Origin of the sequence: Flavobacterium noncentrifugens, from assembly GCF_900100375.1 — a bacterium.
In the GTDB taxonomy this organism is placed as follows: domain Bacteria; phylum Bacteroidota; class Bacteroidia; order Flavobacteriales; family Flavobacteriaceae; genus Flavobacterium; species Flavobacterium noncentrifugens.
On sequence record NZ_FNEZ01000002.1, the window covers coordinates 379,929 to 402,677 of the forward strand.

General features: G+C 42.0%; 18 protein-coding genes and 1 tRNA gene. 2 read left to right on the top strand and 17 right to left on the bottom strand.

Going from position 1 to position 22,749, the window contains the following annotated elements:
* Positions 1–76: 76 nt before the first annotated feature.
* Positions 77–1,327 carry a Na+/H+ antiporter gene (locus BLS32_RS06410; protein ID WP_091394630.1) on the bottom strand — a complete coding sequence of 417 codons (1,251 nt, stop codon included), beginning with the start codon at positions 1,325–1,327 and terminating at the stop codon, positions 77–79.
* Positions 1,328–1,897: 570 nt separating this feature from the next.
* On the opposite strand from BLS32_RS06410, the gene BLS32_RS06425 reads away from it, so the two are divergent.
* The gene (locus tag BLS32_RS06425) at positions 1,898–2,059 is read left to right on the top strand and encodes a tetratricopeptide repeat protein (protein ID WP_170227543.1); all 162 of its coding nucleotides are present in this window, start codon (positions 1,898–1,900) and stop codon (positions 2,057–2,059) included.
* An 18-nt stretch (positions 2,060–2,077) separates the two neighbouring features.
* Here the strand turns inward: BLS32_RS06425 and BLS32_RS06430 are convergent, their stop codons facing one another.
* The 9 genes from BLS32_RS06430 to BLS32_RS06470 all read right to left on the bottom strand — a co-directional run bounded on the left by BLS32_RS06430 (position 2,078) and on the right by BLS32_RS06470 (position 12,547).
* Positions 2,078–2,473 carry a response regulator gene (locus BLS32_RS06430; RefSeq protein ID WP_091393045.1) on the bottom strand — a complete coding sequence of 132 codons (396 nt, stop codon included), beginning with the start codon at positions 2,471–2,473 and terminating at the stop codon, positions 2,078–2,080.
* Positions 2,470–4,839: a PAS domain S-box protein gene (locus BLS32_RS06435; RefSeq protein ID WP_091393048.1), complete on the bottom strand. Its 2,370-nt coding sequence runs from the start codon at positions 4,837–4,839 to the stop codon at positions 2,470–2,472. The genes BLS32_RS06430 and BLS32_RS06435 overlap by 4 nt, the downstream gene beginning before the upstream one ends.
* A gap of 252 nt (positions 4,840–5,091) precedes the next feature.
* Positions 5,092–6,219 carry a methionine aminotransferase gene (locus BLS32_RS06440; protein WP_091393051.1) on the bottom strand — a complete coding sequence of 376 codons (1,128 nt, stop codon included), beginning with the start codon at positions 6,217–6,219 and terminating at the stop codon, positions 5,092–5,094.
* 471 nt (positions 6,220–6,690) lie between these two features.
* Complete coding sequence (gene scpA / locus BLS32_RS06445) at positions 6,691–8,829, bottom strand: methylmalonyl-CoA mutase (protein ID WP_091393054.1); 2,139 nt, start codon at positions 8,827–8,829, stop codon at positions 6,691–6,693.
* The gene (locus BLS32_RS06450) at positions 8,826–9,323 is read right to left on the bottom strand and encodes an energy transducer TonB (RefSeq protein ID WP_091393056.1); all 498 of its coding nucleotides are present in this window, start codon (positions 9,321–9,323) and stop codon (positions 8,826–8,828) included. Before BLS32_RS06450 ends, scpA begins: the two co-directional genes overlap by 4 nt.
* Positions 9,316–10,692: a methylmalonyl-CoA mutase subunit beta gene (locus BLS32_RS06455; RefSeq protein WP_091393059.1), complete on the bottom strand. Its 1,377-nt coding sequence runs from the start codon at positions 10,690–10,692 to the stop codon at positions 9,316–9,318. Before BLS32_RS06455 ends, BLS32_RS06450 begins: the two co-directional genes overlap by 8 nt.
* A 66-nt stretch (positions 10,693–10,758) precedes the next feature.
* The gene (locus BLS32_RS06460) at positions 10,759–11,073 is read right to left on the bottom strand and encodes an FtsB family cell division protein (protein ID WP_091393062.1); all 315 of its coding nucleotides are present in this window, start codon (positions 11,071–11,073) and stop codon (positions 10,759–10,761) included.
* 173 nt (positions 11,074–11,246) lie between these two features.
* Complete coding sequence (udk, locus tag BLS32_RS06465) at positions 11,247–11,855, bottom strand: uridine kinase (protein WP_091393063.1); 609 nt, start codon at positions 11,853–11,855, stop codon at positions 11,247–11,249.
* Positions 11,856–12,472: 617 nt separating this feature from the next.
* Positions 12,473–12,547, bottom strand: a tRNA-Pro gene (locus BLS32_RS06470).
* Positions 12,548–12,698: 151 nt separating this feature from the next.
* Between BLS32_RS06470 and trxB the strand changes: the two genes are divergently transcribed.
* Positions 12,699–13,646, top strand: coding sequence for a thioredoxin-disulfide reductase (gene trxB, locus BLS32_RS06475; RefSeq protein ID WP_091393066.1), 948 nt, complete (start codon positions 12,699–12,701; stop codon positions 13,644–13,646).
* Between the two features lie 53 nt (positions 13,647–13,699).
* Here the strand turns inward: trxB and BLS32_RS06480 are convergent, their stop codons facing one another.
* The 7 genes from BLS32_RS06480 to BLS32_RS06510 all read right to left on the bottom strand — a co-directional run bounded on the left by BLS32_RS06480 (position 13,700) and on the right by BLS32_RS06510 (position 22,734).
* A complete protein-coding gene (locus tag BLS32_RS06480) occupies positions 13,700–14,542 on the bottom strand; it encodes a GIN domain-containing protein (protein ID WP_091393069.1) in 843 nt (280 codons plus the stop codon).
* 72 nt (positions 14,543–14,614) lie between these two features.
* The gene (locus tag BLS32_RS06485; protein ID WP_091393071.1) at positions 14,615–18,196 is read right to left on the bottom strand and encodes a M1 family aminopeptidase; all 3,582 of its coding nucleotides are present in this window, start codon (positions 18,194–18,196) and stop codon (positions 14,615–14,617) included.
* 18 nt (positions 18,197–18,214) lie between these two features.
* Complete coding sequence (locus tag BLS32_RS06490; protein ID WP_091393074.1) at positions 18,215–19,087, bottom strand: ABC transporter ATP-binding protein; 873 nt, start codon at positions 19,085–19,087, stop codon at positions 18,215–18,217.
* A gap of 122 nt (positions 19,088–19,209) precedes the next feature.
* A complete protein-coding gene (locus BLS32_RS06495; RefSeq protein ID WP_091393077.1) occupies positions 19,210–19,956 on the bottom strand; it encodes a head GIN domain-containing protein in 747 nt (248 codons plus the stop codon).
* Between the two features lie 2 nt (positions 19,957–19,958).
* On the bottom strand, positions 19,959–21,698 hold the full coding sequence (locus tag BLS32_RS06500) for a PspC domain-containing protein (protein ID WP_091393079.1): 1,740 nt from the start codon (positions 21,696–21,698) through the stop codon (positions 19,959–19,961).
* 6 nt (positions 21,699–21,704) lie between these two features.
* A complete protein-coding gene (locus BLS32_RS06505; RefSeq protein WP_091393082.1) occupies positions 21,705–22,034 on the bottom strand; it encodes a PadR family transcriptional regulator in 330 nt (109 codons plus the stop codon).
* Positions 22,035–22,278: 244 nt separating this feature from the next.
* A complete protein-coding gene (locus BLS32_RS06510; protein WP_091393085.1) occupies positions 22,279–22,734 on the bottom strand; it encodes a DUF4870 domain-containing protein in 456 nt (151 codons plus the stop codon).
* Between the last annotated feature and the right edge of the window lie 15 nt (positions 22,735–22,749).

Consider the following 22,749-nt stretch of genomic DNA (forward strand, 5'->3'; position numbering starts at 1 on the left):
CCTGAAGTTTCGGAGCAGATGGCCGATTTACGAACGCCGATCACGTAAATCGTACATCTGAAATCGTTATTTAAAATTATTCATCGGAGCGAAGTTTTTTTACGATCCACGGAAGTGTCAGGCCTTGCCCGATCAACGTAAATAAAACGACTACAACGGAGATGAAAATAATGGTGTTTCTTTGTGGAAACGGACTTCCATCTGCCAAGGTCATCGGCAACCCAATCGCAATGGCCAGTGAAACAATGCCGCGCATTCCGGACCAGCTGATGATCAGGCTGCTTTTAAAATCGAGCAAAGCCTGTTCGGAAATTTTGCGCTTCCGATTGCTTTGAAAGTCTTTTTTGAGGCTGAATTGCTGCAGGAAAACGCGCGCCATTCTTAATAAAAGCGCGACAATCGTGATGATAAATGCGTATCCGATAAATGGCAGCAACTGGCTTTCATCAATGTTTTTGATCACATAAGGAAATTGCAATCCGATCAGGATAAAAATGAGTCCGTTCAATAAGAAAATGATGATGTCCCAAATCGATTTGGATTCTTTTTTTAAAACTTCCGGAAATATTTTATTGCTGAAACGCGAAATGCCCAATCCCAGCATCACCACGGCAATAACGCCCGAAACATGCAATTCTTCCGCAACCTGATAGGTCACAAACGGCATCAGCAGCATAAAACTGATGGTCACTAAAGTGTTGCCTTTGACACGTTCGAGAATGGCTGCAAGTATTTTTGCGAGTATAAATCCGACGAGAAATCCGCCAACCATCAGAATTACAAATTCTAATGACGCTTTCCAGAAAACAAATGCCGTTCCCGTAACTGCGGCTACGGCAAAACGGTAAGCGACCAGCGCCGACGCATCGTTCAGCAAGCTTTCGCCTTCCAGGATCGTATTGGTTTTTTTAGACAATCCGAGGCCTTTCGTAATGCTCATTGCTGCAACAGCATCGGTCGCAGAAAGGATCGATCCGAGTACGAATGAAAGCGGCCAAGTCATGCCATCGATCAAATAATGTGCGGCTATGGCAATTGCAGTTGCCGTCAGGAAAACCAGTGTAATGGCGAGCGTGCTGATCGTATTCATGTTTGTCCTGAATTCGGCAAACGAAATGTTGAACGCGGCATCATACAGCAGCGGCGGGAGGAAAATCAGGAAAATGATTTCGGGATTGATTTCGATATCGGGTAAAGTCGGGATGAACCCGATGGCAATTCCGGCAGCGATCAGGATAATCGGGTAGGGCAATTTGATCTTATCGGCGACAGCCGACAATCCGATCATAATGGCCAGAATGAAGATGACGATACTGTAATTTTCCACGGAGCTGCGTTTTATTGGAACAGATTCCAAAGATATTGTTTTTTAAAAACGCTGCGGCAAATAAATCGGATGTAATAATTCGCGTTGTTTTTAAATGTAACTTGTTGATAAATGAACAGATGATTTTTGTTTGTATTGAAATATTGATAGAAATTAAATCTTAAAACCGATAAAATCGTAGCTTTATTATTATTTAATTTCTCTGAAAGGGTGAAAACGATGCTTTCCATATTGCTGTTTGTATCAATAAGCCTTTTTTCGCAGCAAAGACAAGACAGCTTGTGGAAAGTGGCAAACGATAAAAATGAAACGGTTTACCACAAGATCGATGCGCTTCGAAACATCCTTAGAAATGATTATAAAAATGAAAATGTAATCAAAGTTCGCTCACTTTTGTAGCATTATTTAAACGAAACGAACGGACGATACGAATGTGGCGCTTGCCCATACCGGAACCATGCGATTCCTTATTAAAACAAAGCACTGAAAATTTACCAGAAGCAGCAAAACCAGAAAAAGCGCGCCATTTTATACCGCGCCATCGGGATGTTGTATTATGATCACGGCTACATGAACCGCGCCCTCGAAAGCTTTAATCTGAGCTTAAAACCCTCTGAAAAGGGAAGTTATGATTATTGTAATGTACTCGATAACATCGGATACATTTACCTGAATGCCAGGAAATACGACAAAGCGATCGCGTGTTTTAAAGAAGCGATGAGCGGATACTAATTTTTGTAACGCTTTGGTTTATCCGATGCTTTCCAAAAATTCAGGACTCAAAGGCTTTTCCTGGAATGCCGTTACATACGGATTGTTGGCTGCCCGCTCAATGTCATGCGCATCGATGCTCGACGAAACGATAAATATTTTCGGGTATTTTTTTAAGGCATCTGGAAAATGGACGAAAGCGTCCATGAATTCAAACCCTGACATCTCAGGCATGTAAATGTCAACTAAAATGACATCGGGCCAGGCTTCTTCATTTTTAATATTTTCCCTGAAGTATTTTAGTGCGTCAAGCGCGGAAGGGTATTGCAGCAGATCGTTGCAAAAATGTGTTTTCGACATGATCCGCGCCGTGACATACAAATCGATGGTATTGTCATCGATGACCATTACTTTGTTAAATTTAGCTTCGCTCATGGTTTCAGGTTCTTAAACAAGATTTTAAAAAGGGTTCCTTTTTCTTCATGCGACTCAAAGCTGATCGATCCTTCAAGTTTTTCAACGATTTCTTTTGCGATATACAAACCAATTCCGGATCCTTCAATCTTTGCTGAGCTTCGGAAAAACATGTCAAAAATCCGGTGCTGCTGTTCTGCGGCTATGCCAATGCCATTGTCTTCAATGGTAATGGTGAAATTTTCAGGATCCGCAAAGCCTATGATTTTAACAAATGGTGTGGCGACGTAATCTGAATGGAATTTGATGGCATTTGAAATGATATTTTCTACAACCGTACAAAATCCGATTTTATCGGAATAAAAGAAATCCTCTTGGGCGATGTTCAGCTCAAACGAAATGTTCGCGGCTTTTTTCCTGCGAAGGAAGGTATTTACAACGTCTGCCACCTCTTGGCGCGGATTGATTTTCTCTATTTCGATGCCGGTTCTGTTGTTCCTCGAATAACTCAGGATGTTTTTGATGAAGCCGTCAAGCCGGTTGATGCTGCTTCGGATCATTTTAGCGTGTTCGCGTGTCTGAAGCTCGCGTGTTTCGTCTTCGATAAATGATAGCAGCCCGAGCATTGAAGTCAGCGGCGATCTCAAGTCGTGCGACACGCTGTATGCAAAGCGGTCGAGCTCAAAATTGGCTTTCATCAACGCTTTATTTTTGTTTTCGAGTTTTTGTTCCGATTTGATCCTTTCGGAAATATCCCTGGAATGGCAAGCGACGCCAACGATTTCATTCCCTTTTCGGATTGGGTTAAATGAAATTTCCGACCAATTGCCATCGGGATAAGTGATCCTGACGATTTCGGTAAAACTTTCCCCTGCGAGCGCTCTCGCATAAAAATGCCGGTACATTTTACGGCTGCGAATGTTCAGTTCCCGCTTGATGATGTTGTCGCCTTTGGAAAGCGATTTTCCATATACGGTGGTGATCAGTTCGTCGAACGCCTTGTTGAATGTTATGAGTTTGAGTTTGTTGTCGATGCTCCACATGATGTCGCCGGTGTTGTTGATCAGCGCATCGAGGTTGTTGCGGTCGAATTCCCGTTGCTGTTCGGCTAATTTTTTTTCAGTGATATCCGTAAAATTCGACACCATGGCATTCACTGCAGGGTCATTGAGCAGATTGGTGCCAATTCCTTCACACCAAAGCCAATGCCCGTTTTTGTGCTTGACTCGGATTTGGAACGAGAACGTTTTGCCCGGAACTTTCATCGCGTTATTGCGTTTTTTGAGAAATACAGGCAAATCTTCTGTATGGATAATGTCAAACAGTTGTGAATTCAGCATTTCGGCCATATCATAACCCAGGATTTCTGTAATCGAAGGGCTGCCGTACAGTACTTTTCCCTCTTTGTTTGCCAATGTTTTCATGTCGACGCTTTTCTCGATTAGTGCGCGAAAGCGTTTTTCGTTTTTGATGACCAATTCTTCGGTGAAGCGGTGCTGTTTGGCTTTTTCAAAATTATCGATGGCAAACGAAAGGTCGGATGCGACTTCGGTCAGCAGGTCAATTTCCTGTTTTTCAGTGAAGTTCAATTCATTGGAATACAGGTTGAAAGTTCCGATGATGCGACCCATTTTCCACAAAGGCAATACAATGCATGAGCTTATTTCGTGTTTTTCAGCAAATGCCGCCCAGCTCACAAGATCCAAGTCGTGCTGGATGTCGCTGCAGATGTAATGTGTTTTGGTGCGAAGGACAAAATCCTGTGGGCCATTTTTTGCATAGCGTAGGTTTTTCAGTTGCAGCACTTCATCGGCATGAAGCCCGGATTCTCCAATCAGGCTGATGCTCGTGCGGGTTTCATCATACAAACCTATCCATGCGATTTTAAATTTCCCGAATGCTGTTGCAATGTCACAGGCATTCCTGAAAAGTGTTTTTTCATCATGAACATGCAGAATGTTTTGATTAATCTGGCTCAGGAATGCATAAAGGCTTTTTCCTTTACTAATTTTTTCGAGTGCTTTTTTATAAGGTGTAATGTCAATCGACATCACGCAAATGCCATCATTATCAGGTTCAACCACGATTTGAAACCAGCGCGAAGATTCATCGGGATATACGAATTCATTTTCAAAACGCTGGGGTTCGCGCAGTGTCATGCAACGGTTAAGATGTCTAAAAAGTGGTGTATTCTCGATGCCTGGGAATTTCTCCATCATCGTAAAGCCTAAAAGATCTTCTTTTTGAGCTTTTGATTGCTGCACCGTTACATCATTCAAATAAATATAGCGCCAGTTAAAATCAATCACCTGAATGCCTTCTAACAGCGAATCCAGCCTGTTGCGGAGTTGGTTTGTAAGGTTTGATTGATTTTTGTGCTCGTCCATTTTTGAGTTATCCGATACTTAAAAATAGCATTGGTTGCAACAAGTTAAGTATTAGCAAATAAATATGCAAGAATAAAATCGCATTTTGTCATATATTGGCAACGCGTTACAAAAATGTTTTTTAAGAATTTTTTATCAACCCGCCTGATGATTGGCTTGCATTGGTTTTAGACTTGCATTTATTTGATCTGATAAATATCCAACAAAAAAAAGCATATAAGCAAAACTTATTTTTAACAGGAATAATACTGTTTAAATGCGGATTAATCTTTCTGCTGCTTTTTCAAGGGTTTCGTCTTTTTTGGCAAAACAAAAACGAATCAGTTTCCGGTCACTTTTATTCTCATAAAATACAGAAAGCGGGATCGCCGCGACACCATAATCTACAATCAGGCGTTTTGTAAAATCCAGGTCATTTTCATTGCTGATCGCTGCATACGATGCCACCTGAAAGTAGGTTCCTTCACAAGGCAAAAGCGAAAAACGGCTTGTCGCTAAGAGACTTCTGAAACCATTGCGTTTTTCCTCATAGAAATTATAAAGAGTGTTGGGCGCTACAATGTCAAGATATTCGGCTATCGCAACCTGGGCAATGCTGTTGACGCTGAAAACCAAAAACTGATGCAATTTTTTAAGTTCTTGCATCAAATGTGCCGGAGCAATGGCATAGCCGATTTTCCAGCCTGTAATGTGGAACGTTTTTCCAAAAGACGAAATAACGATGCTGCGGTTTTTTAATTTTTCACGCGAATGAACCGAAATGTGGCGGTTTCCGAATGCGATATATTCATACACTTCATCAGCCAATATCAAAACTTCCGGGAACAATTCTAATAATTTTTCGAGCTGGAGAAAATCGGATTCCGACCATATTTTCCCCGACGGATTGTGCGGATTGTTGAGGATGATCATTTTTGTTCGCTGGTTCATCGCGTCTGAAATGGCATTCCAATCGGGTGTAAAATCAGCATTCAGTGCAATCCGTACCGGCTTCGCATGAACCAAAACAATCGGTGTTGTATAACAATCATAACTAGGATCCAGGATAATGACTTCGTCGTTTGTGTTAACCAATGCCTGGATTGCGGTGAAAATTCCCTGCGTGGCACCTGCGGTGACTAGAATTTCTGAAACCGGATCTACAAGCCGTTGGTATGATCTTAAAGTCAGTGTCGCGATTTTTTCGAGCAGCGGCAGATAACCTGAAAATGGTAAGTATTGATGGATATTTTGTTTTGCGATTTTAGCAACAATGTTGGTCAGTTTTTCATCTGCAGGAAAATCTGGGAAACCCTGCGACAGGTTAATCGCCTGGTATTCATTTGCCATTTTAGACATGGTTGTAAAAATACTTTCTCCAGAATCCGGGAATTTTGACATAGAGTGTTGCTGTTTGTGTTGTTATTCGATATAATCCTTTAGTTTGTAGAAGCAAATGTTCAAAAAAATTTCTAAATTATTTATATTTTGCCTCTCACCTTAAAAACGAAATATACGGGCCATGAAAACAATAATGCTCATTGACGACAATAAAATGTTCCATTTTCTGAACAAGAGAATTGTCGAAAAAATGCAGGTTTTTGAACAGATATGACTTTTTGAAAATGCCAGAAATGCGTTGGAAGTCATCCGGAATAAAACACCGGAATATATTTTGCTGGATCTCATAATGCCTGTGGTGAACGGTTTTTAATTTTTTGATGGACTTGAAAAACTGCCATCAGAAATTACCAAAAGCATCAAAGTTGTCGTGCTGACTTCTTCGTTGATGGAAAGATTACAACAAATCGATGCAATACCAAAACGTGATCCTAAACCGCTCGACACCGAAAAAATCAAACCCTACATCCACTAATTGGCTTCAAAGCCTTTAATCAGTACATCGAGTATCGTAATTGCCGCTTCACTAATTTTCGTTCCCGGACCAAAAACGGCCACTGCGCCTGCATCAAACAAATATTGGTAATCCTGTGCCGGAATCACGCCGCCAACAATCACCATAATGTCTTCGCGGCCATATTTCTTAAGTTCTTCGATCACTTGTGGAACCAAAGTCTTGTGCCCTGCGGCCAGTGAAGATACGCCCAGGATGTGCACGTCATTTTCAACCGCTTGTTTTGCTGCTTCTGCCGGAGTTTGGAATAACGGCCCGATGTCAACGTCAAAACCCACATCGGCATAACCTGTCGCCACTACTTTTGCACCTCGGTCATGTCCGTCCTGGCCCATTTTTGCGATCATGATCCTTGGGCGACGGCCTTCAAGTTTGGCAAATTCGTTGGCTTTTTGCCTGGCTTTTTCAAAGCTTTCGTCGTTTTTGATTTCTTTGCTGTACACGCCACTAAAAGATTTAATTTGTGCTTTATACCTTCCGAAGACTGTTTCCAATGCATCGCTGATCTCGCCCAAAGTCGCGCGGTTTCTTGCGGCATCGACTGCGAGTTCCAATAAATTGCCTTCGCCTGATTTGGCTGTAGCTATTAATTTATCCAAACAGGCAGCCACTTTTTGTGAATCCCTCGAAGCTTGTATTTGCCCGAGCCTTTCAATTTGCTGCCTGCGTACCATTTGGTTGTCGACATCCAGAATGTGCAGCGGATCTTCTCTTTCTAATCTGAATTTATTTACGCCGACAATAATATCCTGGTTGCTGTCAATGCGCGCCTGTTTCCTCGCTGCCGCTTCTTCAATGCGCAATTTTGGTATTCCGGCTTCAATCGCTTTGGTCATGCCGCCGAGTTCTTCAACTTCTTCAATGAGTTTCCAGGCGCTTTGCGCAATGTCGTTCGTTAAGCTTTCGACATAATAACTGCCTGCCCATGGATCAACGGTTTTGGTAATTTTGGTTTCTTCCTGCAAATAGATTTGTGTGTTTCTGGCAATTCTGGCCGAGAAGTCTGTTGGCAGTGCAATCGCTTCATCCAGGGCATTTGTATGTAAAGATTGGGTTCCGCCAAATGCTGCGGCTGCGGCTTCAATGCAGGTTCGCGCTACATTGTTAAACGGATCCTGTTCGGTTAAACTCCAGCCTGATGTTTGGCAATGTGTCCTTAGTGCTAATGACTTTTCATCTTTTGGGGAAAACTGTTTTAGCAATTTGGCCCAGATCATTCTACCTGCACGCATTTTTGCAATCTCCATAAAATGGTTCATGCCAATGGCCCAGAAAAACGATAGGCGCGGAGCGAACTCATCGATTTTCATTCCGGTGGACAATCCGGTTCTAATGTATTCCAATCCGTCAGCCAAAGTATAAGCGAGCTCAATGTCTGCGGTTGCTCCGGCTTCCTGCATGTGGTAACCGGAAATTGAGATCGAATTGAATTTCGGCATTTTTTTGCTCGTAAATTCAAAAATATCGGCAATGATTTTCATTGATGGCGTGGGCGGATAAATGTAAGTATTCCGCACCATGAATTCTTTTAAAATATCATTCTGGATCGTTCCTGAAAGCAGTTCGGTTTTTACACCTTGTTCTTCTGCTGCAACGATGTAAAAGGCCATAATGGGCAAAACGGCACCGTTCATAGTCATGGAAACCGACATTTCACCAAGCGGAATCTGGTCAAACAGCACTTTCATGTCTTCAACCGAATCGATCGCCACACCAGCTTTTCCAACATCGCCTACGACGCGTTCATGATCAGAATCGTAACCGCGGTGCGTAGGTAAATCGAATGCGATCGACAGTCCTTTTTGCCCGGCCGCCAGGTTTCTTCTGTAAAAGGCGTTGCTTTCTTCGGCAGTAGAAAATCCTGCATACTGGCGCACTGTCCATGGACGGCGAACGTACATGGTGGCGTATGGGCCGCGTAAATTTGGCGCAAAGCCCGCCCCGAATTCGAGATGTTCGAGATTTTCTATGTCTTTTTCGGAATATTCAGATTTGAGTTCAATGCCTTCGGCGGTCAGAAAATTTGAAGCCGTCGCAAATTCAAAATCCGGATAAGCCGTTTTTAAATCGATGTGTTGGAGGTCTTTTCTTTTCATTGTTTGTCCTTAATTTGCGCAATGTTTTTCAATTGCCCGGCGGTTAATTTGGAAGCTTCATAAGGAAATGTTACAGGCAATGTATAATTGCAACGCACAGTTTTTTGTTGGTATACAGCGGGTTTCCAATGTGGCATTGACTGGAGTACACGAATGGTTTCGGCGCCGATACCCATTCCTAGGTCGCGGATGATCCTGATGTTTGACAAAGAGCCGTCTTTTTCGATCGTAAAACTTACGAATTGCCTTCCGTTCAAATCGGGTTTTTGCGCGGGTGCTTTAAATTCGGCGTGGAAAAGTGTATAAAATTCGGGAAGGCCTCCGGGAAATTCAGGTTTTTGATCCACTGCAGGCAGAACAAAAACTTCGTTTGGGTCAATTGTTGAAACGGGAATTGATGGCTTATCCGGACAATAAGTTGGTATTGGTTTGACCGTTTGGCAAAAGGCAAACTGCATAAGCAATAAAAATACTATTAAAGCATATTTATTCATGATTGTTTTCTTTTTCAAGTTCGAGCCTTTGCTGTTCAGATTTCTCCGCCAGTCTTTTTTCAATGATTGGCGTGATCAATGTTTTTCTCGGTTTGGTTTTAACAAATGGGAACAATTCTAGGTCGTGCGCCATTTGATCGTTTTTGTTCGGATATTTATTCGTACCCAGCAACACTTCTTTTCCTGAATCGAACAATTCCTGCTCTTTTTCGGCACTTTCGCTGATTTTTCTCTGGATGTTGCTTTCGCCGAGTTTGACCAGAAAACCGTCATTGACTTCAATGTCCTTAAACAAAGTCAATGCTTTTTCGGCCAGTTGCTGCGTCAGGCTTTCAATATAATAACTGCCGTCGGCGGGATTGCTCACTTTGTCAAAATAACTTTCATGTTTTAGAACAAGCAGTTGATTTCTCGAAATCCGTTCCCCAAATTCATTGCTTTTGTGGTATAAAACGTCATAAGGCAAATTCGCAACCGCATCCGCACCGCCTAAAATGGCCGACATGCATTCGGTTGTGGTGCGCAGCATATTCACGTTGTAATCGTAAATCGTTTTGTTGCGTTTTGTTGGCGTCGCCAGAATATGGCAGTCTAAATTGTGGTTGAATTCTTTTGCAATGGTTTTAAAAAGCAACCGCAGCGCGCGCAATTTGGCAATTTCAAAAAAGTAATTGGAACCGACAGCAACTTCGATCACAATTGGTTTTTCTATATTTTCAATCCGGTTAAAATATTCATTCGCATGTGCCAAAGTATATGCGATTTGCTGAACGATCGTCGCGCCTGCATTTTGGTATAAACCAGAATGAATGCATAAAAACGAAATGTTTTTTGTTTCCTTTGAAATGGCATTTAAAACCTGGAAATTCTCGCCGCCGGGAAACCAGTTTCCATCTTTTGCGAGTTGGCCAACAGGATCGAGATTGCAGAAAATCGTCGCGTTTTTCTCTCCCGCAACGGCATCGATTATTTTTACGAAATCGATTGAAAGAAACGGCAGGTTAAAATAAATGGAAATGTTTTCAAGCGGAATGCTTTCGAGTAATTTGCGCACATCGATCTGGTCATTTTCAACCGTAAAACGAATGCTTTCGGCGCCGCGTTTGATGCTGTCGTTTGCACGGAAAATCGATTTCTCAAGATCGTGAACAAAAATATCCTGGCAGATTTTAAAAGCCGTGTTTCTTGGCGCAATGTGCAACGGTTTGGCTGCTTCGTCAATGTGGTAAAAAGGCTTTACCTTAATGTCTTCGGGCGAATGCCAGACCAATGTTTCATTGTAATCTGCGCCTTTAAGCTCAAACTGGATCTGCTGCTTCCATTGTTTGGAAGAAACGGGTTCGAAATCCTGAAATAAATGTTCTGCCATGGTTTTGTGTTCAGTGTGAAAGGCTCAGGGTAAATGGTTTAAGTCGTTCGACTTTCAGACTTTCGACTATTTTTTTACCGTATCACCTTCAAATTCAATAATATAAATGTCCTCGCTGTCTTTTTTCATATAATATTTCTCGCGGGCATATTTTTCGATCTGGTCGGGATTTTTGAGTAGCTTGATGTTTTGCTGGTCTTTTTTGATCTCGTCCTGGTAGTATTTTTTATTGGTTTCGAGCTCGTCGATTTCCTGGTTCAGGATGCGGTGGTCAAAGTAAGAATAGTTGTCCAGGAACAGCATCCAGACGCCAAAAAAGAGCAGCACCCAAACGTATTTGTTGCTGAGGAATCTGAACCACGGTTTTTCTTTGTAAGACATCTGTTCTTGTTTAACTTCGTTCTGGTCGGCCTTCGCCTCGAGTGGTTTTAGCCCCGATAGCAGCGGAAATCCTTTTTATTGCCGGTTTTTTGTTTCCGGTTTTTATGGTAAGCATTCTGGCAATAAAAAGATTGCAGCGGATAGCGGGAAAAAGTTCCTAAAATACTAAAAATTTATGAAATGCGCTGATTTATTACCGCACGCACCACATCGATCGCGACGGTGTTGTATTTGTCGTTCGGGATGATGATGTCGGCGAATGCTTTTGTAGGCTCAATGAACTGCTGGTGCATGGGTTTTAGCGTATTTTGATAACGTGCCAACACTTCTTCCATGTCGCGGCCCCGCTCGGCAATGTCGCGTTTTAAACGTCTGATCAATCGTTCGTCTGAATCGGCGTGCACGAAAACCTTGATGTCGAACAGGTCGCGCAATTCCGGGTTTGCCAAAATCAAAATCCCTTCTACGATCATCACTTTCCGTGGATGCGTCGAAACAGTATCGTCAGTTCTATTGTGTGTGACGAACGAATATACGGGCTGGTCTACGACATTTCCGGCTTTCAATTCTTTCAAATGCTCGACCAAAAGCTCAAAATCGATCGCGCGCGGATGGTCAAAATTGATCAGCGCACGCTCGTCAAACGACAAATGATCGGTTTGCTTGTAGTAATGATCTTGTGAAATAATGCCCACTTCGGTCTGCGGCAATTCGTTCATAATCTGGTGCACTACGGTGGTTTTCCCGCTTCCGGTACCGCCGGCAATTCCAATAATCAGCATGTTGTAAAGATTTGTAGTTTGATGCGGCAAAAATAGGAATTTAATGAACAATTAATAATTAATAATGAACAATTATGACCGATAATTGGGGCAGCAATTCCGGCTGTATGCTCCAAGTTCCTGTGCCGGGCGCTTTTTTTACTGCGCCATTTCAGGAGCTTCCTGCGGTCGCTCTGCCCCGGCGGTAAAAAATAGCGTCCGGCACAGGAAGCTTTTCGCTGCCATCCGGGCTGCGAAGCGGGAACGATAAAGTTTATCGAAAAAAACTATGTTTAACAAAAGGATGTTGCAAAAACTTAATGATCCTTAATTTCTTAATGGTTTAAAAAAAACAAAATTTTAATTTGTTTAAAATCCCTAAGAAAGCAAAATGCTTATAATTTAACGAGAGAGTATTATAAATAAGCTCTGAAGAGCCTTCGGAAAAATTATTTTATGAAATTTTTGCAGGATTATTTCATGATCCTGGGTTGGGGAAGATGCTCAAAAAAATACCGCAGCAGTTTTTGTAAAACTGCTGCGGTATTTTTTAGTTTAAGGAAAATCCTTCGAAGCTGGGCTTCAGGATTTTCCTTAAACTAAAAAATCCCTTCTGCGCTGCAGAAAGGATTTCTTTGTCGGGGTGGCAGGATTCGAACCTGCGGCCTCCTGCTCCCAAAGCAGGCGCGATAACCGGGCTACGCTACACCCCGAAAGCGAGTGCAAATATAAAACTATTTTTGTTCCTGCAAAACGAAAAGCCGAATAATGTCGGATTATTTTCGAATAGTTAAAAGTAATGTGCAAATGCCATTAATATTTCAATTAAAATGTACTTTTGCGCCATCAAAAAGAACAATTATTATGTCTGATACCATCGAAAAAGTAAAATGTTTAATTATAGGTTCAGGGCCAGCGGGTTATACTGCGGCTATTTATGCGGCACGTGCCAATATGTTCCCGGTTTTATACCAGGGCGTTCAGCCGGGTGGCCAACTGACCACAACCAATGAAGTCGAAAATTTCCCGGGATATCCCGATGGCGTGACCGGTCCGGAAATGATGGTGCAATTGCAGGAACAAGCCAAACGTTTCAGCACCGATGTGCGTGACGGTTGGGTAACGAAAGTTGATTTTTCCTCTCGACCACATAAAGTTTGGGTCAACGAAACCAAAGAAATCCACGCGGAAACGGTGATTATTTCTACAGGGGCTACTGCAAAATATTTAGGATTGCCATCTGAAATCCATTATTTGAATATGGGCGGCGGCGTTTCTGCCTGTGCCGTTTGCGACGGATTTTTCTACAGAAACCAGGAAGTCGTGATCGTTGGAGCGGGAGATTCTGCCTGTGAAGAAGCGCATTACCTTTCGAAACTTTGTAAAAAAGTAACGATGCTTGTGAGAAGCGATCAATTCCGTGCTTCTAAAATCATGGTCGAACGCGTACAGAAAACAGAAAACATCACGATCATGATGAATACGGATACATTGGAAGTTATTGGCGACGGAAATGTCGTAACAGCTGTAAAAGTGATCGATAAAACCACAACTGAAGTGCATGAGATTCCCGCAACCGGTTTCTTCGTTGCCATTGGCCACAAGCCAAATACGGATGTTTTTAAAGATTATATTTTGCTTGACGAAACCGGTTACATCATCAACCAGCCGGGAACTTCAAGAACAAATGTTGAAGGTGTTTTCGTTGCCGGGGATGCTGCCGATCAGGTTTACAGACAAGCGATCACTGCTGCCGGAACAGGCTGTATGGCTGCGCTTGATGCAGAAAGATACTTGGCTTCAATTGAATAACATAAATTGATATAAAATAAAAAATCCCGATAATCTCGGGATTTTTTTATGCTTTATTTTGTCGGTTTCTTTCTTAGAATTGCATCGTCGACAAAGTTTTTCATTTCGATTTTCTGGTCGCCGTACAATTGGATTTCCGATTTTCCGGAAGCGTCAATCACAACCGTTCCGTTGATAACAATGCTGCAATTGGTATAACCTTCAGTAGTAAGCTCAGCGGTTTTTGCGGTGAAGTTTTTTCCGGTGAAATTGGCGTTGTTGTCAAGTCGGAGTTTCAAATCGATTACATCGCCTTCGATGGTTGCCGTTGATTTTTGGTACATGTCAAATTTCAATGCTGGTGCAGAAATGAGCGCTTTCAATTGAGCCGTCTTACCCAATTCGATAGTCGTTTGCTCGCTGCTGGTCAGATTGAGTTCGGTTTTAGATTTGTCATTGGCCGAAAGCGTAAAAATCTTCGCTTTAACATTCGCGAAGATCTTTGCAGAATCAAATGATTTAAATGTAAAATCACTAAGAGTCATATCTTCCAAAGCAGTTATGTTTGCCTGTCCGTTTGCCGTCAGCATTTTTAAAGCGTCTGTATACGTAATCCTGACGCTGAATTTTTTAGCTCCGGTCACATCTTTGGATGCAGCCAATTGCAAGGTTCCGGCGTGTAAATTGATGTCGATTGCATCGTGTAAATTGTCGTCGGCTTCGATTTCAATAGCGCATTTTTCGCCTTTGATTAGGAAAATTTCAAGGTTGTCACCGACTTCAATATTCTCAAAATCACCAATTTCTTTTTGCTCAATTGTAACGACTTTTGAGCCTTTTATTTTTTCTTTTTGTTGCGCCGAAAGTGTTGCTGTCAATAAAAAAGCAGCAATGTATAAAGAGAATTTTTGAATCATTTTGATTGATTTCAGGGTTATGAGCGCAAATATAAAAAAACATCCCGTGAATTTCGGGATGTTTAGTGATTGTTATTCTTCGATTTTTTTAAGGTTGTCGTCCGGAACGCGGTCGATCAGGTAATTGTACGGATCGATTCCGGCCTGATACGGCAATTCCTTCGTTTTAAATGTAAACGAATTGTCTTTTTTTGTGATCTTCAAACGTTTTTTGACCAATACTTTTCCCGTTGGCGCGTCGCCTTTCGGTTCGGCAAAGATGGCAATGTCAACATAATCGGCGATCGGGATATTGGTTTCTGTCCCAAGCGAATCCGAACGGAATTTTTCTGATACCGTTTTCAGGCTGACTTCATATTCATTGCCCACTTTTTTGTATTTGGCTTCGAGCATCCGGTTGCTGAACAGTGTAATATTCTCAAAAATATCGGAAATCAGATACTGCAAACTGTCGGGTGTGACTTTTTTAAATTCCCGAACAGCATAATTCGATGTTGCATACGGCGGTTTTTTGTATCCGAATTCCTTCAGCAAATTGGCCAAAGCCGCATTGACGTTTTTCTCGCCGATCATTTCCTTCAAATAATACAGCACGACGCTGGCTTTGTTGTAATGAATATATTGCTGGTTTTCGGTTTTCATCAGCGGTTGTTCGGCTTCGGGTTCAGAGCTTCGTCCGTTTAAATAATCGTCCATCTCATATTTCAGGAATTTCTTCATTTTATCTTCGCCATATTCTTTTTCCATAACCATCAAAGCCGAATATTGTGCAAAGCCTTCACTCATCATTTCGCTGCCCTGCATATTCGCGCCAACAACCTGGTGCGCCCAGTATTGGTGCGCCATTTCGTGTGCAACGACATAATAAACCATATCAATATCGTCTTTGGTCACGCCGCGCAAATCGATGATAAAGCCAATGCCTTCGCTGTAGGGCATCGTTCCCGGAAATGCCTGTGCAAAACTGCTGTATTTCGGGAATTCGATGATGCGGCATTGCTTGTGGAAATAAGGGCCGAAATTCGCCGTATAATATTCAAGCGATTTTTGCATGCTTTTCATCATATTCGGAACATTGTAAGCGTGCTGTTTGTCGTAATAGACTTCAAGATCGATGCCTTTCCATTTTTTTCGTGCAACTTCATATCGCGCCGAAACAAACGAATAGAAATTCAGGGATTCATGGTCGAGTTTGTACTGAAAATAATTTTTTCCGTTTGCTTTCCACGATTTTACCAATGAACCAGGCGCAACCGCAGTCTGATCGGCTGAAGTGCTGATGGTCGTATTCACATTTACCCAATCGGAATCGTTACCGATATACGTGTTGCTTCGCGCTTTTAGGTCGTTGTCATTGAGTTTCGGCATGCGCTGGCGTTTTGGCAATTTGAGTTTCGAACGCTTGTTTTTATCGGAGATTTCGTAACTGTTATTGTAACCGATTGATGGCGCGACATCCATGTTGTTGATGAAAGTCCCGTCTTGTGTCAGCGATTTAAAATTCACGGTATTCTCAAATCCTTTGCTGATGTATTTGTAATGGATTGTGATTTTTACGGAATCATTCGGTTGCATCGGCTGGTTTAAGGCATAAATCCGATAGTACAAACGGTTGTCGCGGAGTTTGACTTTTGCATTTGCAATTTCCAAAGAAACACTGTCGGAAGTTGACGGCATCGTAAAATGAATTTCATTGATCGGTTGGCCCGAAATGTTTTTGGCCCAAGCCACAATGTCGGCTTTTAAGTTGCGTTTTTCGGGATCGATGTCAATATTGTAATCGAATTTGTAAAACCTCGGCTGTGCGATATTTTCGTATTTTTTGAAGTTTTTCTCATAATCGACCTGCATTTTTTCCTGGTCATCCGATGAAATCAAAGTGTTTAAATGAGCGGTGTTGTAATAAACAAATCCGGCGCAAGCCGCAAATGCGATGATGCTTAATGAAAGCCCGATCTTGTTTTTTGCAAGTTGCTTTCCTGCATTTTTAACGCGTGCGCCAAACTGCAATTCTTTGCCTCGGACGAAAAAAGCATTGATGATGAAACATAAGATGACACTGAACAACATCCAATAAGCCGTAAACCAGATCTTGGCATTTACAAACGGCCCGAAACCGTTCATGTCTGAATAAATGACCGATTCGCTTTTTCCAAATTGCACCATATAACTGTCAATGTCAAGTGCGCTCCAGATAAAATTGTTCAGAATAAAAAACACGACAAACGCAAAATAAGCGATATAGCGGTTGTTAATCAGGTAATGGAACAGCAGCGAAATGACAATTAAATAAGAGAAAAACGGCAAATTGATCAGCAGTAAATATTTGAAATACACGTCGATTTTGTAATCTGTAAATCCGTAAAGCGTTTGCGCAATGATGCCGATTAAAATGGTAAATACCAAAATCAAAGCGGTACAAATGACAACTGAAGCCAGTTTCGAAACGAATAAAAGTCCGGTTTTTATTGGCGAAGCATCGTGGATTTCATTCAATTTTGCATCGCGTTCTTTCCAGACGACAACGCCGGTATAAAATGTGATAAATCCAATCAGGAACATATAAAATGCGCCCTGAATTGCAGCGATGACATCATAAGTCACGGGATACTGATTTGACCCGTAGGCATTTGTAAAACTCGTAATGCTCGCGATTAAATTGATGATCCCGATCGCAACAATGATGATGAATGTTGGATTTTTAAGGATTGATTTGGTTTCGAATTTTGTCAGGCTGAATAAAGTTTTGAACGAAAAAACATTGGCTTTCGCCGGAAGGTAAATGACATCGGAAATCGCCGGCGCCGGAGTTTGCACTTCCTTTTTTAATTTTTTCGGTTTTTCCTTTTTCGCATTGAATGAAAATCTGGCGTAAACCAAAAATAGAACTGACAAAATCAATCCAAGCCACAAAAGTCGGTTGATCAATAACGGCCCTTCAAGCGGAACGGCAAGTATGTTTTTTTCTCCGACGGTCATGTATTTCGACATGATTTCCATTGGCTTAAAGCCGAAAGGATCAAGAATATTCGCCAGCCATTCTTTCTGGATGTCCGATGTAAAACCGCTGGCGATCGAATACAAGACCAGGATCATCATCGATCCGATAAACGAAATAATGTTGCTCCTGAAAATGATGGCGAGTGAATATACAAGCACACCGATAATGATGGCATTCGGAATCGCAAATGCCAGGATTCCGTACAAATGCCCTGATAAAATAAACGGTCCAAACCGCGAAGCTTCTGTCCACCCGAAAGCCGGGGAAAGTGACGTAGCCAATAAAATTCCCAGTGAAACGCCCAAAATCGGAATTACGGCAATAATGGTTGCGCCAATGAATTTCCCAAAGAAATAATTTCGTTTTTTGATTGGCGCCGAAAATATAAACTGGTACATGCCGTTGTCAAAATCACGGTTTGCAGTGGCGTTCATAAACGCCGTAATCATCAAAAGGCTGAAGAGCGAAATCGTGCCGTAAAAATTCTCAATGACATAAGGCGCATTTTTATGGATGTTTCCCACGCCAAAACCAATCTGTATTTTATCGGTTGAAGCCGCTGCAAAAACCAGCAGCGTATTGATCAAAAGAAAAATCCAAAGCATTGGCGATTTCAGCCAGTATTTTAACTCGAAACGTATAAATTTCCACATAAGTTTTTGATTTAGAAATTAAACGAGTTCGTTGAGTTTGGCGAAAAACACATCCTCGAGGTTTTCTTCGGCTTTGGTAAAACCGTTTCCGGGTTCGGTTTCCGAAAATACGTGGATTAATGGGTTTCCGCCAACGAGTTTGTTCGAGATAACTTTATAATTGTTCTGATAATCGGCAAGTTCGGCTTTTGAAACCTTGCGTTCCCAGACTTTATTTTTGACTTCTGATAATGCTTCGTCGGTATTTCCACTGAACAACACTTTTCCGTGGTTCATGACCGCCATTTGCGTACACAATTCACGTACGTCCTGAACTATATGTGTTGATAAAATGACGATGATGTTTTCCCCGATCTCACTTAAGATGTTGTAAAAACGGTTTCTCTCGCCGGGATCCAACCCGGCAGTCGGTTCGTCAACGATCACGAGTTTCGGGGTTCCGATGAGGCATTGCGCGATGCCGAAGCGCTGACGCATTCCGCCGCTGTAACTGGCGACGGCATTTTTCCGGTGTTCCCAAAGATTGACTTTTACGAGCAATTGCTCAACGATGGCTTTGCGGTCGGCTTTGTTGTCAAAACCTTTTAATAATGCTAAATGGTCGAGCAATTCAACTGCAGATGTCCGTGGATAAACCCCAAATTCCTGCGGCAGATAACCCAAAACTTTACGAACCGATTCTTTGTCGTTCAATACATCAATGTCACCAAGTGTGACGCTTCCGCTGTCGACATCCTGCAAAGTCGCAAGCGTACGCATCAGCGAAGATTTTCCGGCGCCGTTTGGGCCAAGAAGGCCGAACATGCCTTTGTTAATTGTTAGCGAAACATCATTTAGTGCATGCACGCCGTTGCTGTATTTTTTGTCTAGGTTTTTGATGGTTAACTGCATAGTTTTATTTGGATTAATGATTGTTGGTTGGACGAAAGTCGGTAGTTTCTGTTACAAAATTTCTGACAAATATGGTGTTACAATGTAAAAAAAATCCCGATACTCAGATCGGGATTTTGTAATTATTCTTCATTAATGCTTCCGCCGGAACTTGATTTTTTAACGATATTGTTTTTCGGCTTGTTGTGGTAGGTAATGCGTCCGCCACTTGAGGCTCGGGCTTCGAGGTTTGCCAACGGATGGATGTCGATCCCGCTTCCGCTTGACGCATCGGCAGTAATGTCGTTCGCCAGTAATTTTTCAGCATTTAAAATGCTTCCGCTTGACGAATTCGCTTCAAATTTTAATGCTTTCCCAGAAATCGTGATGTTTCCAGCGCTGCTGGTTTCTGCCGAAAGGCTTTCCCCTTCAAAAGAAGCTTCAATGGCGCTGGCACTGCTTGAACTCAGGCTTAGATCATTTGCACGGATCGTGTTTTTAACGACAATCCTGGCTGCGCTTGAGGCTTGTAAGGCTTCGATTCTAGGCATTTTCACGATGACTTTTTTAGATTCGGCATCTTTGATATTCACATCTGTCGTAATCTTTAAAACGCCATTTTCAACTTGTGTCGTAATGTGGTTTTGCAGGTTTTTATCGGCTACGACCGTGATGGAATTTTGGTTCGATTGCTCGATTTCTACTTCGAGTGCGCGGCTGGCTTCGATACTTGTAAATTCGGTGTTGTTGTTCCTGTTTTCAGTGACCACGTTTCCGTCGCCTTTGACTGAAGGCCCGCCGCCGAAATTGACATTGTCGCATGAGGCAAAAAGGAGTGCGATGGCTGCCGTAATGATAAATTTTGTAATGTAAAGGATGAACTTGACCATGGTTATTCGGTTTTAATGATGATTCCGTCTTTATTGATCTTTACGCTTTTTACTTCTTTGTTTTCATCGGCGTGGCCAGATTTTTTGATCAGGATTCCGTCTTTGTTTAAGATGACGCTGGCTGTGGTGTCTTCGCTGGTTTCAGCATCTTCAAGATTTTCGGTATCGTCGAAATCATTTTCTCCCGGAGGGCAAGTCAGGCATTTTACCTGTGCATTTTCGAGTTTGTAAAGGTAGTCGCCGCTGTAGTGCAGGTTGAAGAATGAATCGTCAGAACGGTCATAATCCTGGATGCTGCTGTCTGGTTTCAATAAAGTTCCTTCAGGTAAATATAAGAAGATCTCGACTTTCTGGTTGCGGTATTTGTTGGCCACCTCAGAGGTTAAATAGTTGTCGAAGATCAAATGGTTGCCCTCGATTTTATAGCCGTATTTGATTTTTTCAGCGCGGTGCTTGGCTTCCATTAACGACTTTCCTTCGGCGCGTTTTTCAATCTGGATGTATGGCGTTTTCTCATCAGTTTTCAACACATTGAACTCGATGTCGTTTGAGTAGATCAACTCGTTGTTGTTTTCATCCTGCGTAAACATGAAATCGTGGTTGTGGTCGATGTCTTTCGCATAATAATCATTGAATCTGAATTTTACGTAAAGCGTGTCTGTTGGCGCAATTGAAACATTTTCTTTCATCACGACTTTTCCGTCGAATGCGATTTCTGTCGCTTGTTTGATTCCGAGTGAGATCAAAATCCCAACACAAATCAGCCACAAGGCAAGCAACGTATATTTAGCAATGCTTCCGATTGATTTCATATTCTGAACCAGCAATTTCAATCCTAAAATGAACAGGAAGAAAAACGGAATCCCAATCGCGAAAAATCCAAGAACGGTAATCACCCAAAGCGGAAGATTCGTATAATTCACGGCTTCAGCATAATTCTGCCAAGGCAAATCCACGAATGAAGTCGATCCAACGGTAAACAATCCAATCAGCATTCCGCCCAAAGTTGTTGCAGCAATGATTACGATAATCGCACCTAAAACTTTAGCAAAAACCTTAAAAATGCTCATGAAAACTTCGCTAATACTGCCAGCGAAACGCTCAGCACCAGTTTTTACCTGATTTCCCATTTCGTCATAGTTCACATTTTTAAACTTTTGTGATACGTTGTCAAACTCTTCACGAACCTTTCTTTCGATGTTTGAAATCGTCACCGGTTCGCCCGTCATTTCAAGTTTTTCAGAAGTCGTAACCGCTTCCGGCATCACGATCCAAAGCACGATATAAGCGATAATTCCGGATCCGCCAAGCCATACGAACAAGACCAAAAGAATCCTGATCCAAACGGCGTCAATCCCAAAATAATGTCCCAAACCAGCTGCTACGCCGCCAATCATGCCTTTATCTTTATCGCGGTATAATTTTTTAGATCTTTTTACAGTTGAAAAAGCGTCCGATTTTGGCTGCTCGTCATCGTTGTCGATTCTATAGTCTTCAGGTTGTCCCATGATGATGATGATTTCCTCCACTTCCTTCACGTTAATCACCTGTTTGTCATTACTGTGTTTTTCAGTAACCAATTCTGCAATGCGCATTTCAATATCTTTGATGATCTCGTCCTGGCCGTTAGAATTGGATAAAGAGCGTTTGATCGCATCAAAATAACGCGTTAATTTCTGGTATGCATCTTCGTCAATGTGAAAGAACATTCCGCCTAAATTTATGTTTACAGTTTTGTTCATGACTTGTTATTTTTGGTTTGTTATGATATTTACAGCATCCGAAAGTTCGGTCCAGGTGCCATTTAATTCGGTTAAAAAAGTTTTGCCTATTTCGGTCAGGCCGTAATATTTACGTGGCGGTCCCGAAGTCGATTCTTCCCAACGGTAGTTAAGCAATCCGTCGTTTTTGAGCCTTGTCAGCAGCGGATAAACCGTGCCTTCAACGACTAGCAGTTTCGCGTTTTTTAAGGTGTCTAATATTTCCGAAGTATAAGCGTCTTTTTCTTTTAAAACCGATAAGATACAGAACTCCAAAACACCTTTTCGCATCTGGGCTTTTGTGTTTTCAATATTCATAGTGTCGTCATTTTTGATTTTTTTGATTAAACAGTCCGTTTTTGATTGATGATTTTTTTAGTCGAAAGTCGAACGATCACTTGTTTCGGCTAGATTTTTTGATTGATTGTCGGCTTGATGAGGGCCGGATGATTGATGATTGATTTTCGATTCCGGAGTGATGAATTCCGTTTATGATAATTCAGGTTGATTACTCCCGATGCTTATTCATTTGTCATTTAACATTTGACTTTCCGACTTTCGACTATCGTATAAATGGAATTGTCAGCGGATATTTAAAATCTTCCCCGTTTGATGTTTTGACTGCCGCATAAATGATCAGGAAAAATTCGGCTACTTTCATCGCCACAAAAACGAGTACGGCCATAATGAGCAAAGTCACCATTCCAGAAACGTGTTGCAGGTTTAAATTCCGGATCATGAAATCGCCGCCGTCGATGAACGTGTCAAACGACATGCTTCTCAAAACCGTTATACAAAAAAGCGGGATCGCAATCAGCGCCAAGATCAAAGTGTATACAAACAAACTCAACTGAAAATTGATCGTTTGCTTTCCCTGCGCATTCACATATTCCGATTTTTCACGCTGAATACTCCAGATGATGATCGGGAAAATGTAATTTCCAAACGGAATAAAGTACTGGGTCAGCGTACTCAAATGCGTCAATGTTGCGGTGTTTTTGTTGCTGGTCGTTTCCATGATTAAAAGTATATA